Annotated in this window: 13 protein-coding genes and 1 pseudogene; 10 read left to right on the forward strand and 4 right to left on the reverse strand. The window is 75.0% G+C overall.

The genetic code is table 11. The features are described from left to right. The 6 genes and pseudogenes from ABT238_RS24890 to ABT238_RS24915 all read left to right on the forward strand — a co-directional run. Positions 1–86 (forward strand): annotated as a pseudogene (locus ABT238_RS24890) (electron transfer flavoprotein subunit beta); the annotation flags it as partial. A 48-nt stretch (positions 87–134) separates the two neighbouring features. Further along, entirely contained in the window at positions 135–1,097 is a 963-nt protein-coding gene (locus ABT238_RS24895) for an electron transfer flavoprotein subunit alpha/FixB family protein (protein WP_350790627.1), read from the forward strand. Between the two features lie 181 nt (positions 1,098–1,278). After that, positions 1,279–2,703 carry an acyl-CoA synthetase gene (locus ABT238_RS24900; RefSeq protein WP_350568904.1) on the forward strand — a complete coding sequence of 475 codons (1,425 nt, stop codon included), beginning with the start codon at positions 1,279–1,281 and terminating at the stop codon, positions 2,701–2,703. A 216-nt stretch (positions 2,704–2,919) separates the two neighbouring features. Continuing rightward, entirely contained in the window at positions 2,920–3,867 is a 948-nt protein-coding gene (locus ABT238_RS24905) for a C40 family peptidase (RefSeq protein ID WP_350790657.1), read from the forward strand. Positions 3,868–4,216: 349 nt separating this feature from the next. After that, complete coding sequence (locus tag ABT238_RS24910) at positions 4,217–5,284, forward strand: NUDIX hydrolase (RefSeq protein WP_350568908.1); 1,068 nt, start codon at positions 4,217–4,219, stop codon at positions 5,282–5,284. 75 nt (positions 5,285–5,359) lie between these two features. Beyond that, positions 5,360–6,163 (forward strand): DUF4184 family protein, encoded by an 804-nt coding sequence (locus ABT238_RS24915; RefSeq protein WP_350790680.1) that lies wholly within the window; start codon positions 5,360–5,362, stop codon positions 6,161–6,163. A gap of 85 nt (positions 6,164–6,248) precedes the next feature. On the opposite strand, the gene ABT238_RS24920 is transcribed toward ABT238_RS24915, so the two are convergent. Beyond that, positions 6,249–7,613, reverse strand: coding sequence for a dipeptidase (locus tag ABT238_RS24920; RefSeq protein WP_350568910.1), 1,365 nt, complete (start codon positions 7,611–7,613; stop codon positions 6,249–6,251). A 238-nt stretch (positions 7,614–7,851) separates the two neighbouring features. Between ABT238_RS24920 and ABT238_RS24925 the strand changes: the two genes are divergently transcribed. Continuing rightward, positions 7,852–9,063: a geranylgeranyl reductase family protein gene (locus ABT238_RS24925; RefSeq protein ID WP_350569020.1), complete on the forward strand. Its 1,212-nt coding sequence runs from the start codon at positions 7,852–7,854 to the stop codon at positions 9,061–9,063. Between the two features lie 77 nt (positions 9,064–9,140). Here the strand turns inward: ABT238_RS24925 and ABT238_RS24930 are convergent, their stop codons facing one another. Next, a complete protein-coding gene (locus tag ABT238_RS24930; RefSeq protein ID WP_350790701.1) occupies positions 9,141–11,438 on the reverse strand; it encodes a glycosyl hydrolase family 18 protein in 2,298 nt (765 codons plus the stop codon). A 183-nt stretch (positions 11,439–11,621) separates the two neighbouring features. Continuing rightward, entirely contained in the window at positions 11,622–12,617 is a 996-nt protein-coding gene (locus ABT238_RS24935) for an ArsR/SmtB family transcription factor (protein WP_350568913.1), read from the reverse strand. 74 nt (positions 12,618–12,691) lie between these two features. Here ABT238_RS24935 and ABT238_RS24940 point away from each other — a divergent pair, with 74 nt between their 5' ends. After that, positions 12,692–14,026 carry an MFS transporter gene (locus ABT238_RS24940; RefSeq protein WP_350790733.1) on the forward strand — a complete coding sequence of 445 codons (1,335 nt, stop codon included), beginning with the start codon at positions 12,692–12,694 and terminating at the stop codon, positions 14,024–14,026. A 4-nt stretch (positions 14,027–14,030) separates the two neighbouring features. Here the strand turns inward: ABT238_RS24940 and ABT238_RS24945 are convergent, their stop codons facing one another. Continuing rightward, positions 14,031–14,453, reverse strand: a complete 423-nt coding sequence (locus ABT238_RS24945; RefSeq protein ID WP_502884325.1) for a RidA family protein — start codon at positions 14,451–14,453, stop codon at positions 14,031–14,033. Between the two features lie 104 nt (positions 14,454–14,557). Here ABT238_RS24945 and ABT238_RS24950 point away from each other — a divergent pair, with 104 nt between their 5' ends. Both ABT238_RS24950 and ABT238_RS24955 read left to right on the forward strand, forming a co-directional pair. Continuing rightward, complete coding sequence (locus ABT238_RS24950) at positions 14,558–15,127, forward strand: Uma2 family endonuclease (RefSeq protein WP_350790754.1); 570 nt, start codon at positions 14,558–14,560, stop codon at positions 15,125–15,127. Positions 15,128–15,273: 146 nt separating this feature from the next. Next, the gene (locus ABT238_RS24955; RefSeq protein WP_350568916.1) at positions 15,274–16,047 is read left to right on the forward strand and encodes an enoyl-CoA hydratase family protein; all 774 of its coding nucleotides are present in this window, start codon (positions 15,274–15,276) and stop codon (positions 16,045–16,047) included. Positions 16,048–16,050 lie beyond the last annotated feature (3 nt).

Genomic DNA, 16,050 nt, shown 5'->3' on the forward strand with positions numbered 1-16,050 from the left:
CGCGTACCGCGGGCACGGTCGTCAAGGACGAGGGCGAGGGCGGCAAGGCGCTGGCCGGCTTCCTCGCCGAGCAGAAGTTCATCTAGTCACCCCGCGTTCCCGCGCATCCAACGATCGATCAGGAGCAATGAATCATGGCTGAGATCCTGGTTCTCGTGGACCACGCCGACGGCGCGGTCCGCAAGCCGGCCCTGGAGCTGCTGACCCTGGCCCGCCGTATCGGTGAGCCCTCCGCCGTCGTCCTCGGCGCCGGTGAGAAGGCCGCCGAGCTGGCCGCGAAGGCCGCCGAGTACGGCGCCGCGAAGGTGTACGTCGCCGACGGCGCCGAGTTCGCCGACCAGCTGGTCGTCCCCAAGGTGGACGCCCTGGCCCAGATCGCCAAGACCGCCGGCCCGGCCGCGGTGCTGGTCACCTCCTCCGGCGAGGGCAAGGAGGTCGCCGCCCGCGTCGCCCTGCGGATCGGCTCCGGCATCATCACCGACGCCGTCGACCTGGAGGCCGGTGACAGCGGCCCGGTCGCCACCCAGTCGGTGTTCGCCGCCTCCTTCCAGGTGAAGTCCAGGGTGTCGCACGGCGCCCCGGTGATCACCGTCAAGCCGAACGCCGTCGCCCCGGAGGCCGCTCCGGCCGCCGGCGCGGTGGAGAACGTCACCGTGGCGTTCACCGGCAACGCCGCCAAGGTCGTCTCGCGCACCCCGCGGGTCTCCACCGGCCGCCCCGAGCTGACCGAGGCCGCGATCGTGGTCTCCGGCGGCCGCGGCGTCGGCGCCGCCGAGGGCTTCGGCGTGGTCGAGGAGCTGGCGGACGCCCTCGGTGCGGCCGTCGGTGCCTCGCGCGCCGCCGTCGACGCCGGCTGGTACCCGCACAGCAGCCAGGTCGGCCAGACCGGCAAGCAGGTCTCCCCGCAGCTCTACGTCGCCAACGGCATCTCCGGCGCCATCCAGCACCGGGCCGGCATGCAGACCTCGAAGACCATCGTGGCCGTCAACAAGGATCCCGAGGCCCCGATCTTCGAGCTCGCCGACTACGGCGTGGTCGGCGACCTCTTCGAGGTGCTGCCGCGGCTCACCGCCGAGGTCAAGGCCCGCAAGGGCTGATCCGTCCGCGGTCGTCGGCACGGGGGCGTGCCCGGGAATTCCCCGGGCGCGCCCCCGTTGTCGTTCGCCCGGACGCACGGCCGGCCGCCGGCGGCCCGTAGAGTCGGTCGGCGGCGCGGGTCGCGGACCGGCGCGCGCCGTCGACCATCGGGACATCGTGGACAGGGGCGAGGGCAGACGCATGACACTCTTGACGGCGCTTCAGGGCGGCTTCGGCGACTCGGACGACGCGCTGCGGATCTCCGACGGCCCCGGGCTCTCCCGCGAGCAGCTGCTCGGCGCGGCCACCGCCGTCGCCGACCGGGTGGCCGGCGCCCCCGCCCTCGCGGTGCTCGCCCGGCCCACCGCCGAGACGGTGGCCGCCGTCGTCGGCGGGCTGCTCGCCGGGGTGCCGGTGGTGCCGCTGCCGCCCGACTCCGGGCCCAAGGAGCGCGCGCACATCCTGCGCGACTCCGGCGCCGCCCTGCTCGCCCACGCCGCCGCCGACACCCCGCCGCAGGACGCCGGGATCGCCGGGCTCCCGGTCGACCTGCGCGAGCGTTCCGCCACCACGTACGCCGAGCCGGACCCGGCGGCGACCGCCTTCGTGCTCTACACCTCCGGCACCACCGGCGCGCCCAAGGGCGCGATGATCGGCCGCTCCGCCGTCGCCGCCGACCTCGACGCGCTCGCCGACGCCTGGCAGTGGACCGCCGAGGACACCCTGGTGCACGGCCTGCCGCTGTTCCACGTGCACGGGCTGGTGCTCGGCGTGCTCGGCGCGCTGCGGACCGGCAGCCGGCTGGTGCACACCGGACGGCCCACCCCCGCCGGGTACGCGGCGGCGGGCGGCAGCCTCTACTTCGGCGTGCCGACCGTCTGGTCCCGGCTGGCGGGCGATCCGGAGGCGGCCGGCCGGCTCGCCTCGGCCCGGCTGCTGGTCTCCGGCAGCGCCCCGCTGCCCGTGCCGGTGTTCGAACGGCTCGCCGCGCTGACCGGCCACGCCCCGATCGAGCGCTACGGCATGACGGAGTCGCTGATCACCGTCTCCACCCGGGCCGACGGCGAGCGCCGCCCGGGCAGCGTCGGCCTGCCGGTCGCGGGGGTGCGCACCCGGCTGGTCGGCGAGGACGGCGGGCCCGTGCCGCACGACGGCGAGAGCGTCGGCGAGCTCCAGGTGGCCGGGCCGACCCTGTTCCGCGGGTACCTCAACCGGCCGGACGCCGACGCCGAGGCCTGGACCGCCGACGGCTGGTTCCGCACCGGGGACGTCGCGGTGATCGGCCCGGACGGCTTCCACCGGATCGTCGGGCGCGCCTCCGTCGACCTGATCAAGAGCGGCGGGTACCGGATCGGCGCCGGCGAGGTGGAGGCGGCGCTGCGCGACCACCCGGCGGTGGCCGACGCGGCGGTGGTCGGCGCGCCGGACGAGGACCTCGGCCAGGCGATCGTGGCGTTCGTCGTTCCGGAGGATTCCGTGACGGGGGACCAGCTGACGGCCTTCGTGGCGGAGCGGCTCTCGGTGCACAAGCGGCCCCGCCGGGTGGTGCTGGTGCCCGAACTGCCCAGGAACGCCCTGGGAAAGGTGCTGAAGAAGCAACTGCTGACGGACGCGGCGGACGGGTGACGGGCGGTCACCCGGCGCCGGGTCGGGTGACGGTCGCTCACCTTGCGTGAGCCTTCCTTTGGCGCACTCCACTGCGCGCTGTGACCGGACGCGTGCTTAACGTGACATGCGGCGCGGCCGGGGCCGACGGGGCCCCGAGCACCGCGTCCAGCGTTCAGCTCCCAGCGTTCGGCGCGCTCGGCGCGCTCGGCGCGATCAGCGAAGGAAGACAGCAGCATGACGACCGTCAACACCGGCGCACCGGGTGCCGCCGACGACGCGACCGGGCAGCCCACCACCTCCTCCCCCCGGCCGGCGGCGGGGGGCCGTCCTTCCCGTGCGGCGCGGGTCCGCCGGGGGATAGGCATGGTGGCCGTGATCGCGGCCGGCGCCGGCGTGATCGGCCTCGGCACCGGCGTGGGGAGCGCGGCCGCCGAGCCGGCGCCGGCCCACGCCGGGTGGGACGGGTCGCGGTACTGGTTCAAGGACAGTTCGGGCCACTGGCGCTGGACGGCGCACTACGACGTCTACCTGGCGCGCAGCGGCGGCTCGGCCCCGGCGTCGGGCACCGCCCCGGGGACGTCCACCACCAGGGCGGCCGGCTCCTCCGGGGGGATCACCCAGGGGTGGGACGGGTCGCGGTACTGGTTCCGCAACAGCCAGGGCCAGTGGCGCTGGACCTCGCACTACGACGTCTACCTGGAGCGCACCGGCGGGTCGGAGGCGGGCGCGGCGGCCTCCGGCTCCTCGTCGGCGGACTCGGCGGCCGCGTCCTCCGCCGGGTCCTCGGCGGAGTCCTCGGACGCGGCTCCGGCGTCCGGCGGTGACGTCGAGTCGGCGGTGGACTTCGCGCTCGCGCAGCTGGGCAAGCCGTTCCGGACGGCCGGCAACGGGCCGGACGGCTTCGACTGCTCCGGCCTGGTCCAGCAGTCCTTCCGGCGCGCCGGCGTCTCCCTGCCGCGGGTCGCCAACGACCAGTACGCGGCCACCACGCCGGTGACGGCCGGGCAGCTGCGCCGCGGTGACCTGCTCTTCTGGTCCGACGACCGCACGGCGCGCGGCATCCACCACGTGGCGATCTACCTGGGCAACAACCAGTACGTGGAGGCCGCCCGGCCCGGCACCTCGATCCGGGTCTCGCGGCTCAGCAGCGGCTACTACCCGACCCACATGGGCCGGCCCTGAGCCGTGCTCACGCCGCCGCGCCGGTACCCGGTACCGGCGCGGCGGCGTGAGCCCTGCGCACGGTGGGGCGCGGGAGGTGCGGCGGGGGCGCGCGCCATGTGGCCGGACTCCGGCGGCCCGGGGTCGCGCGCTCCGGCGTGGCAGGGGTCGTACGGGAATCGTCGCAGGCCCTCTGAACTGGGCACATGCCCCTGTCAAGCGGAATGCGGAACCGCCAGGAGCGGGCCGGACGTGGAGGTATGGGGACCGGCGCGGCGGGGGTACCACCTCGGGTGGCGCTGGTTCGACGGACGGGGGCGCCACCCGGGTGCGCACGGCGCCGGGGGAGGTCGAGGATCAGGGGGCGTGAGTGATCGTCTGGGTCAATGGCACGTTCGGGGCGGGCAAGACGAGCGCCTGCCGCGAACTGGTGGAGATGCTGCCGGGCAGCATCCTGTTCGATCCCGAGCTGGTGGGCTTCGGACTGCGCGCGATGCTGCCGGCCGACCGGATGGCGGCGGTGTCGGACTTCCAGGACCTGCCGGCCTGGCGCCGGCTCGTCCCGGAGACGGCGGCGGCGCTGCTCGGTGAGGTCCCCGGGCCGCTGGTGGTCCCGATGACGCTGCTGCGGGAGGACTACCGGGACGAGATCTTCGGGTCGCTGGCCTCCCACGGCATCGCCGTGCACCACCTCGTCCTGGACCCTGAAGAAACGATCCTGCGCGAGCGCATAGCCCAGCGCGAGGAGATCCCGGACGACCCGGAGCACAGCGAGCGGATCCGCCGGTGGTGCCTGGAGCACCTGCCGCGCTATCGCGCCGCGCGCCGCTGGCTGCGCCGCGACGCCCGGCTCGTCGACACCTCCGGCCTCACCCCGCGCGAGACCGCCGCCCGGCTCGCCCAGCTGGTCGCCGACGGCTCGGCCCGCTGCCCGATCGTGCAGAGCCCCGACCCGACCGGGGACACCGTGGCCGCCGCCGTCCTGCTCTTCGACGAGCAGGACCGCGTGCTGCTCGTCGACCCGGTCTACAAGCCGGACTGGGAGTTCCCCGGCGGCGTCGTCGAGCGCGGCGAGGCGCCCACCGACGCCGCGCTGCGGGAGACCGCCGAGGAGCTCGGCCTGCGGCTCGACCCGGCGGTGCTGCGCCTGCTCGCCGTCGACTGGGAGCCGCGCACCGGCCCGCGCCGCGGCGGGCTGCGCCTGGTCTTCGACGGCGGACTGCTGGACGCCACCGCCCGGCAGGGGCTGCTGCTCCAGCAGGAGGAGCTGCGCGGCTGGCGGTTCGTCAGCCTGGAGGAGGCCGCCGCGCTGCTGCCCCCGGGCCGGTACCGGCGGCTGGCGGCCGCGCTGGACGCCCGCCGCTGCGGGGAGCTGCGCTACCTGGAGGCCGGGCACCGGGCCGGCGTCGGGCTGGCGCGGACCGCCGACGCGGCGTGAGCGCGGACGGCGCGCGCCCCGCGGGCGCACCGGGCGCGGGGGACGGCGCCGGGCCGGTGGCGTCAGGATGAGCACATGCCGTTCACGCTGAGCCACCCCGCCGCCGTGCTGCCCCTGCTGCGCGCGGCGGGGGAGCGCGGGCCGCTGGTCGCGTCGGCGCTGGTCGCCGGGTCGCTGGCGCCCGACGTGCCGTTCTTCGCCGAGTCGCTGCTGCCCGGGGTGTACCGGCACGGCGGGGTGACCCACCGCTGGTGGGCGGTGCCGACGGTGGACGTGGCGCTCGCGGCCGCCCTGGTGGCCGGCTGGCACGGGCTGGTGCGCGGGCCGCTGGTCGCGCTGCTCCCGGGCCGGTGGGCGGGCGCGGCCGAGGCGCTGACGGCCCGCCGGCCCGGGCGGGGGCGGCCCTCGGGCGCGGACCTCGGGTGGTTCGCGCTCTCGGCGGCGGCCGGCGCGGCGAGCCACGTCGGCTGGGACGGCTTCACCCACACGGGCCGGTTCGGGTCCCGGCTGGTGCCGGCCCTGGAGCGGCCGGTGGCGGGCGGGCAGCCGCTGTACGAGGTGCTGCAGTACGGCACCTCGGCGCCCGCGCTGGCCGCGGTGGCGGGGTACGCCGTCCGGGCGGCCGGGGCGGTGGAGCCGGTCCGCCCGGCCGTGGAGCTGTCGGACCAGGCCCGGCGGGCGGGCGCGGTGGTGCTGGGGGCGGCCACCGCGGCGGGGGTGGTGCACCGGTTCGCGCCGCTGCGGCGCGGGCCGCTCGCGGAGCTGTGCTTCGGGGCGGGGGCCGGCCTCGCGGCCGGTGCGGTCGGGTGGGCGCTGGCCCGGTCGGCCGTGGCGGCGGTCCGCCGCGGTGCGGCGGGAACGGCGGGCACGCCCGGGTAGCGGCAGGGGCCGCGCCGTCACGGGTGGACGGCGCGGCCCCGGTGGTGCCGGACGCGCGGGAGCGGAGCGGCGGAGCGGTGGAGCGTCAGACGGAGCGCAGCTCGGCGTAGCGGCGCAGGAACAGTGCCTCGGTGAGGGCCATCCGCTCCAGCTCCAGCGGGTCGACGCTCTCGTTGACCGCGTGGATCTGGGTGGTCGGCTCCTCGACGCCGATCAGGATGATCTCGGCCTGCGGGTAGAGCGTGCGCAGCGTGTTGCAGAGCGGGATCGAGCCGCCCTCGCCGGAGGCCACCATCGGGATGCCGAAGGCCTCGGCCATCGCCTCGCCCATCGCCTCGTAGGCGGGGCCGGAGGTGTCGGCGCTGAACGCCGCGCCGTTGCCCTGCCGCTCCACGGTGACCCGGGCGCCGAACGGCACCTGGCTCTCCAGGTGGGTGACCAGCGCCTCCTGGGCGGCCGCGGTGTCCATGCCCGGCGGCACCCGCAGGCTGACCGAGGCCTTGGCGGAGGCCTGCACGGAGGAGGTCGCGCCGATCACCGGCGGGGCGTCGATGCCGAGCACGGTGACCGAGGGCCGGGCCCAGAGCCGGTCGGCGACGGTGCCGGTGCCGGTGAGCGCGACCCCGTCCAGCACCCGGGCGTCGGCCCGGAACTGCTCGTCGGGGTACTGCACGCCGCTCCACGCCTGGTCGGTGGCCAGGCCGGCCACCGCGACGTCGCCGTTCTCGTCGTGCAGCGAGGCGAGCACCTTGACCAGCGCCTGCAGGGCGTCCGGGGCGGCGCCGCCGAAGGCACCGGAGTGCAGGTTGCCCGCCAGCGTGCGGACCGAGACGTCGACGACGGTCATGCCGCGCAGCGAGGCGGTGACGGTCGGCAGGCCGGGGGCGAAGTTGCCGGTGTCGCCGATCACGATGGCGTCGGCGGTGAGCAGTTCGGGGTGGGCCTCGGCGTAGCGCTCCAGGCCGCCGGTGCCCTGCTCCTCGGAGCCCTCGACGATGACCTTCAGGCCGACCGGGTAGCCGCCGTCCACCTGGCGCAGCGCCCGAAGGGCCGTCAGGTGCATGAGGATGTTGCCCTTGCAGTCGGCGGCGCCGCGCCCGTACCAGCGGCCGTCGCGCTCGGTGAGCTCGAAGGCGGGGCTGAGCCAGGCGTCCTCGTCGAGCGGGGGCTGGACGTCGTAGTGCGAGTAGAGCAGCACGGTCGGCGCGCCGGCCGGGCCGGGGAGCTCGCCGTAGACGGACCGGGTGCCGTCGGGGGTGTCCAGCAGCCGGATGTTCGTCAGGCCCTCGGCGGCGAAGGCGTCGGCGACCCAGCGGGCGGCCTTCTCGCACTCCTCGACCGGGAACTGGCGCGGGTCGGCGACCGAGGGGAAGGCGACCAGGTCGGCGAGGTCGGTGCGGGCGCGGTCCATGAGGGACCGGACGGCGTCGGCCAGGGGCTGCTGCGGCATCGGGTGCTCCGGGTGCGGGCCGGTTCGCCCGAAGGGGTGGTGCGGTCGAACCGGCGTTGACGGGGGGTAATGCCGATCATAGGCCGACCGGGGCGGCGCCCGCGGGGAGCGGTGCGCCGGGTACCTCCGACCGGGGATTCGGTCGCGCGTTCGGGGCGGTGCGGCCGACGGTGGCGGGGGTGGCCGCATAGGATTGCTGCCCGTGACTGACTCCGGAAGCCCCGATTCTCGTAGCCCGATCGACGCCGAGGCCGACGGGCCCGACCGGCCGGACCCGTTGGACGGCGTCTGGGACGTCGTCGTGGTCGGTGCCGGGCCGGCCGGCTCCTCCGCCGCGCACGCCGCGGCCGTGCAGGGCCGGCGCGTGCTGCTGCTCGACAAGGCCGAGCACCCCCGGTACAAGACCTGCGGCGGCGGCATCATCGGCCCCTCCCGGGACAGCCTGCCGCCGGACTTCCGGCTGCCGCTCCAGGACCGGGTGCACGCCGTCACCTTCGCCTACGGCGGCCGGTTCACCCGGACCCGGCGCTCCAAGCGGATGCTGTTCGGCCTGGTCAACCGGGACGAGTTCGACCTGCGCCTGGTCCAGGCGGCCAAGCAGGCCGGGGCGGTGCTGGTCACCGGAGTGACCGTCACCGGGGTCGAGCAGCGCGGCGGCGAGCACCGGACGGCGCTGGTCACCGCCTCCGACGGGCGCAGCTTCGAGGCGCGTGCCGTGGTCGGCGCGGACGGCAGCGCGAGCCGGATCGGCCGGCACGTCGGTGTCTCCTTCGACCAGATCGACCTCGGTCTGGAGGCGGAGATCCCCGTCCCGGCGGACGTCGCCGCCGACTGGGCCGGCCGGATCCACCTCGACTGGGGCCCGCTGCCCGGCAGTTACGGCTGGGTGTTCCCGAAGACCGAGTCCGGCAGCCTGACCGTCGGGGTGATCTCGGCGCGCGGCGACGGCGAGCGGACCAAGCAGTACCTGGCGGACTACATCCGGCGGCTGGGCCTGTCGGGCTTCCCGCCGAGCGTGGAGTCCGGGCACCTGACGCGCTGCCGGGCCGAGGACTCGCCGCTGTCGCGCGGCCGGGTCCTGGTGGCCGGCGACGCGGCCGGGCTGCTGGAGCCGTGGACCCGCGAGGGCATCTCGTACGCGCTGCGCTCGGGCCGGCTGGCCGGGGAGTGGGCGGTCAAGGTGGCCGAGGCGGGGACGGCGGCGGAGGTCCGGCGCGAGGCGCTGAACTACGCGTTCGCGATCAAGGCGGGCCTGGGGGTGGAGATGCGGGCCGGCAAGCAGATGCTGAACGCCTTCGAGCGCCGGCCGTACCTGTTCCACGCGGCGGTCTGCCTGGTCGACCCGGCCTGGCGGGCGTTCGCCCGGACCACCCAGGGACACCTCACCTTCGCCCAGGTGCTGCGCCAGTACCGCTCGGCCCGCCGCCTGGCCGCCCTCGCCTCGCGCTGATCCGGCGGCGCCCGGCACGACACCGGGTCCGGCGGGGCTGGTGCCCCGCCGGACCCGGTGTGCTCCGATCCGTGGTGCTACTTGAGGCCGCCGTCGACGGCGTTGATCAGGGTGCCGCCCGGGGTGTCACCGGTCATGTCCCAGATCATCGCGCCGAGCAGGCCCTTGGATTTCAGCCAGGCCGTCTTCTTGCCGATCGACCAGGTGTCGTCGAAGGTCCACCACTGCCCGCCGGCGCCGGTGTAGCCGTAGGTGGACACCGACTGTTCGTCGTGCTGGACGGAGAGGTTGGGGAAGGTGGTGATCAGGTTGTTGTAGCCGCGGGTGCCGGCCTCCTCGGCGAACTGGCCGGGGGCGGCGCCGGTCGCGCTCTGCCACTCGCCCTTGACGCCGCCGTCCGCGACGCCCTGCCAGCCTCGGCCGTAGAAGGCCAGGCCGATGGTGAGCTTGCGCGGGTTGACCCCGGCGTCGAGGTAGGGCTTGACGGCCCCTTCGACGCTGAAGTGCGTGGTGTACGGGTCCTGGGTGTCCACGTAGAGGTTGCCCTGGTGGCCGGTGCGGTTGGGCTCCCACGAGTTGTCGCTGCCGGCGCCGTGGAAGTCGTAGCCCTGGATGTTGGCGATGTCCAGGTAGTTGAAGATCTTCGAGAGGTCCCAGCCCTGGTTGATCTTGACCGGGTCGGCCGGGGTGAAGGCGGTCAGCAGCTTGTGCGAGCCGCCGAGCGCGTCGAGCTGCTTGCGGAACTCGGCCAGCAGCGCCGTCAGGTTGTCCTTGTCGTTGGCGCTGTAGTGGTTGCCGGCGTGGCCGTCGGGCGAGCCGGGCCACTCCCAGTCGATGTCGATGCCGTCGAAGATGCCGGCCGCGACGCCGTCGCCGCCCGCGCCGTTGTAGACCGGCAGGTTGCCCTTGATCCACACGTCGATGCAGGACTTGACGAACTTCTGCCGGGACGCGTCGGTGGCCGCCGCGTCGGAGAAGTACTTGGAGAAGGTCCAGCCGCCGAGCGAGGCGACGATCTTGAGGTGCGGGTACTTGGCCTTGAGCTTCTTCAGCTGGTTGAAGTTGCCGCGCAGCTTGCCCCAGCCGTCGTCGGCCACGCCGTCGACCGACTGGGCGGCGCTCATCGGGCGGGCGTAGTCGGCGTCCGCGTCACCCGCGCCGGTGCCCTGGTCGGGGTCCTGCGGGTTGGACGTGGTGCCCTTGGTGACGCCCGCCAAGCAGGTGAGGTTGACCGGGTCGATGTTCTCGAACGCGTAGTTGATGACGTCGAGCTTGGCGGCGCTGCCCGAGGTGTCGAGGTTCTTCACGAAGTACTGGCGCCCGTAGATGCCCCACTGGGTGAAGTAGCCGACCCGGGCGTACTTGCCGGCGCCGACCAGGTCGGAGGTGGTGACCTTGAGCGCGGCCGAGGCGGGGGAGGCGTTGTCGGCGCCGTCGCGGGCCTTGACGGTGAAGGTGTAGGAGGTGGACGGGGAGAGGCTGCCGACGGTGGCGGTCAGGGTGGAGCCGGTCACCGTGCGGACCAGCGTGCCGTCCTGGTAGACGTCGTACGCGGCGACCTTCAGGTTGTCGGTGGCGGCGTTCCAGGCGAGCGTCACGTCGCTCGAACCCACCGCGGTGGTGCGGAGGTTGGTGGGCGCGGTGGGCGGCGTCGGATCGGTGGACGGGTCGAAGGTGGAGGCGGTGACCGGCGCGCTCGCCGGACCGAGGTTGCCGCGGGTGTCCTTGGCCCGGACGGTCAGGGTGTAGCTGGTCGCCGGGGTGAGGCCGGTGACCACGGTGTCGGTGGTGGCGCTGGTGCCGACCACGGCGGTGCCGTTCAGCACCTCGTAGGAGGCGACCGGGAAGTCGCCGCCGGTCGCGGCGGGCCACTTCAGCGCGAGGCTGTGCGCCGTCGAGTCGGTCACCGTCGGGGTGCCCGGGGCGGACGGCAGGACGTCCGAACTGCCGTCGCACTTGTCGCCGTTGATCCGGCAGCCGGTCGGTGTGCCGATCGGGCCGTTGGCGACGAACCAGAAGCTGTACGGCTCGGTGGTCCGGCCGGCGGGGACGTTGGCGTTGTAGAACGCGGCGACGGCGGTGACGTGGCGGCCGTTGACCGTCGCGGTGCCGTTGTAGCTGTTCTGGATGGTCACGCCGGCCGGGAGGTCGAACTCCAGGGTCCAGCCGTTGACGGCGGTGGTGTTGTCGTTCCTGACGATGTAGGTGCCCTTCCACCAGGAACCGCTGTTCTCGCCGGTGAAGGCGGCGGTGAGCTTCCCGGCGGCGCTGGCGGGGGTGGCCAGGGCGGTGATCGCGGCCAGCGGGAGGAGCAGGACGGAGAGCAGCGCGAGCAGCCGGTGGCGGCCTCGGCGCGTGCGGGATCGAACGGACATGGTTCTCCCTGCGACTGTGGGGGTTGGACAGGGTGACGCCGAACCGTACGGGGGTGGTACCGGGGGTGTGACATGCCCGCCGCCGTGGGGAGACGGGGGCATGGGCACTGTAGGAGGTACAGACCAATGCGTCAACAGGTCTGTACCACTCAGGAGTTGGCCGGATCCGGCGGACCGGGCCGGTCAGCTGGGACGCGGCCCGCCGCAGAGCTCGTCGCCGAGCGGACCGCGGGCGTACAGCACCGAGCGGCCGTGCCGCGCGCGGGTGACCAGGCCGGTCGCGTGCAGCACCGCCAGGTGCTGGCTGACCGCGCCCGGGGTGACGCCCAGCCGGTAGGCGAGGTCGGTGGTGGAGGCCGGTTCGGCCAGCAGTGCCAGCAGCCGGGCCTTGGGCGCGCCGAGCAGTTGCTCCAGCGCGCGCGGGGTCGTCGGCGGGCGCGGGCCGGCCATCCCCGCCTGGCCGCGGGCCGGGTAACTGACCTGCGGGGCGCGGTCGTTGCTGATCATCGTGATCGCGCCGCGGGCGAAGAAGGTCGGCACCAGGACCAGCCCGCGCCCGTCGACGGTGATCTCGCCGTCCCAGTCCGACCAGTTCCGGTTGATCGAGAGGATGCCGTCCGCCCAGTGCAGCCGGTGGTCGAGGTCGGCGAAGAGCGCCGCCGCGCCCTGCTGGGCCAGCACCCGCGCCCGGTAGACCAGGTCCGCCTCCAGGACGGCGCGCGCCTGCGGCCACCAGGCGGGCGCCAGGCAGTGTTCCCAGTACTCCTCCAGCGCGTCCGCGATGCGGGCCAGCAGCCGGGCCGGATCGGCCAGGCCGTCCGCCAGTCCGGCGGGCATCGGCCGGGGGTCCAGCAGGAAGGTCAGCTCCAGCTCCGGCCGCAACTGCTCGGGCGGCAGCGCCCGGACGGTGGCCAGCTCACTGCGGAAGTCCGGGGAGGGGGTGACCGGACGGGGTGTCAGGAAGTCCGGGACCCAGCGGTTGGCGGAGACCAGGGAGAGCAGCAGTTCGCGGTTCGACAGCCGCGCGAAGGAGGGCCGGAGCCGTTCGAAGGCGGGGGACTGCAGGTGGTAGACGCCCGGGTGGGTCCACATCCGCAGACTGAGCGCGGCCTCCTGGATCGGCGAGCAGGCGAACCAGGTGGTGGCGAGGTCCGCCAGATCGAGCTTGAACCGGTGCACGCCGTCCCCCTGACGTTTTAGGCCGAGCCTAAATCAGTACGGCCCGGGGGCCGTGCCGGGGTGGGATCGTGGGCATGACCACCCCACCGGCGCCGAACGCCGCACCGAGCCCCGCGCTGCCCGCGTCCAGGGCCTCCCGCCTGCTGCACCCGGACCCGACGGTGCGCCGGCTCGCCCGGATCACCCTGCTCAACACCCTCGGCAGCGGGCTCTCGCTCTCCGTGGGCGTGCTGTTCTTCACCCGCTTCCTCGGCCTGAGCGCGGCGCAGCTCGGCCTCGCGCTCACCGCCGCCGGACTCTGCGGCACCCTCGCGAGCGTGCCCGCCGGGCGGGCCGCCGACCGCTGGGGGAGCCGGCCGATCCTGGTGGCGCTGACCGCGCTCACCGGCCTCGGCACCGCCTGCTACACCCTGGTCGGCGGCTACCCGGCCTTCGTGGTGCTCGCCTGCCTGGTCGCCGTCGCCGACCGGGGCGGGGCCGCCGTGCGCAACGCGCTGTACGCCGAGGTGCTGCCCGCCCGGGAGCGGGTGGCCGGCCGGGCCTACCTGCGGGTGGTGACCAATGTGGGGCTCGGCCTGGGCACGGGCGTCGGCGCGATCGCGCTCCAGGTGGACTCGCGCGCCGGCTACCTGGTGGCGATCGTGGCCGACGCGGTCTCGTACCTGGCGGCCGCCGTGATGTTCCACCGGCTGCCGGTGCCGGGCCGCGCGGGCGGTGTGGGTGAGGCGGCGGGCAAGGCGGGCAAGGCGGGTGCGGTGCGTGGTGAGCGGGGGACGGCGCGGCGGCCGGCCCGCGAGCCCAACCCGGCGCTGCGTGACGGGCCGTTCCTGCTGGTGACGGCGCTGAGCTCGGTGCTCGCCCTGCAGTTCGCGATGCTGGAGGTCGGCGTGCCGCTGTGGATCGTCCAGCAGACCGACGCGCCCCGGATCACCGTGGCCGCCACCCTGGCCGTCAACACCGTGCTGGTCATCGCGTTCCAGGTCCGCGCCACCCGGGGCACCGAGCACCCGGCCGCCGCCGCGCGGGCCTGCGGCCGGGCGGGGCTGATCCTGGCCGCGTCCTGCCTGGTGATCGCCCTCGCCCACGGCGCCCGCGCCGAACTCGCCGCCGTGGTGGTGCTCGCCGGTGTCGCGCTCCAGGCGGTCGGCGAGGTGCTGGGCCAGGCCGGGACCTGGGCGCTCAGCTACGACCTGGCCGGCGAGCGGGCACACGGCGCCTACCAGGGCGTCTTCAACGCGGGCAGCTCCGCCAGCATGATGATCGGCCCGGCCGTCGTGTCGACCGCCGTCATCGGCCACGGGCTGGCCGGCTGGGCCGTCCTCGGCGCGCTGCTCGCCGGCGCGGGCCTCGCGATGGGCCCCGCCGTCCGGTGGGCCCGGCGGCGGGGCGAGGCGGCGGTGGCGCTCTGAGCGGCTACTCCGGTACCACCGCGAAGGCCTCGATCTCCATCAGTACCTCCGGCAGGAACAGCGCCGCGACCTGCATCGCCGACGAGGCCGGCAGCGGCACGTCCCCGAGCGCCTCGTCGCGGGCCTCGCGGATGGCGGGCATGTACGCCATGTCGGTGACGAAGTACGTCAGTTTGACGACGCGCGAGAAGTCGGCCCCCGCCGCCGCCAGACAGCGCCGCAGGTTCTCGAACACCTGCCGCGCCTGCGCCTTCGGGTCCCCCTCCCCGATCAGCCGCCGCTCCTCGTCGAACGCGACCTGCCCCGACACGGCCACCAGCCGCCCGCTCCCCGACACGACCTGCGTGTACCCCGTCCCCGGCGCGACCCCCGGCGGCTCCGCGATGTACGTGAGCGGGGCGGCCCTGCGCTGCGATTCCATGGTCATGCGCCCATCGTGGCCGACGACCGGTCACCACACCAGGCGTTTACGGTCGGTATGCTGATCCCGTACCTGCGGTGACGAGAGCGTCCGGCCCGGAGGAGAGCGTCATGAGCACGGCCCCCCACATCCCCGGCGACTACAGCGCGGTTGCCGATCCCGAGCGGGCGCTGAAGTACGCGATCCAGCATGTCGCGGGCGATCGCGCCGAGATCATCGAAGGAGTCATCACTCCGATGTCGCCGTCGTGGGCGCACGAGAGCGCCGCCGAGGCCGTCCGCCGGCAGCTGACGCCCCGTTTGGAGGCGCTGGGGCTGGTGTCCGGCTCCGGCAACCTCGACCTGCCCGGATCGGAGAACTGGTACGTCCCCGATCTCGCGGTCGTACCGGCGGACCTGGCGGCGAAGACCGAGGGCGCGCTGCTCCCCGACCAGACCCTGCTGGTGGTGGAGGTCGGCTCGCCGTCGAACGCGGAGACCGACCGGACGGTCAAGCGCCGCCGCCACGGCCAGTACGGCGCGCCGCTGTACCTGCTGGTCGACCGGCAGGCCCGCACCTGCACGCTGTTCAGCGACCCCACCCGGCTCGGCTACGCGGTCGAGGACGGGCCGCATCCCTTCGGGACGCCGGTCCGCCTCCCGGAGCCGTTCGGCCTGGACCTCGACACCTCGCGGCTCTGATCCGGCGCGGCGCGGGGGACCACGGCGTCGAGCCGGGCACTTCCCGCGGGGTGGGCGGGCATGTCAGAGTCGTGCGGGCGTCCGCGGCCCGCGGGTGGCGGGCGTCCGTTCCGACCCACCCTCAGCCGGAAAGCAGGACCGCACCGATGACCAGCGAAGCGCCCCTCGTCCGTGTGACCACCGAGGACGCCGTCACCACCCTGACGCTCGACTCGCCGTACAACCGCAACGCGCTCTCCACCCGGCTGATGGCCGAGTTGACGGCCGGGCTCGCGGGGGCGGCGGCCGATCCGGAGGTGCGGGCGGTGGTGCTGACGCACGCGGGCAAGGTGTTCTGCGCCGGGGCGGACCTCTCGGAGGCGACCGGCGCCGATCCGACGGTCGGGCCGCGCGGGCTGGTCGACCTCCAGCGGGCGATCGTGGACTGCGCCAAGCCGGTGATCGCCGTGATCGGCGGGCACGTGCGGGCCGGCGGGCTCGGGCTGGTCGGCGCGGCCGACCTGGCGCTCGCCGGGCCGGCCGCCACCTTCGCGTTCACCGAGGTCCGGCTCGGGCTCGCGCCGGCCGTCATCTCGCTGCCGCTGCGCCCCAAGCTGGACCCGCGCGCGGCCTCCCGCTACTACCTGACCGGCGAGGTCTTCGACGCCGCCGAGGCCGCCCGGATCGGCCTGGTCACCCAGGCCGTCGACGCGCCGGAGGCGGCCGAGGTCGCGCTCAAGGGCCTGCTGGACGCCCTGCGGCTGGGGTCGCCGCAGGGCCTCGCGCAGTCCAAGCGGCTGGCCAACGCCGAGGTGGTGCGCTCCTTCGAGCGGGACGCCGACGCGCTGGTGGAGCTGTCGGCGCGGCTGTTCGGCTCGGAGGAGGCGCAGGAGGGCATGCGCTCGTTCCTGGAGAAGCGCCCGGCGCGCTGGGTGCGCTGACGC

The organism is Kitasatospora sp. NPDC001527 (assembly GCF_040298605.1).
Classification (GTDB): Bacteria; Actinomycetota; Actinomycetes; order Streptomycetales; family Streptomycetaceae; genus Kitasatospora.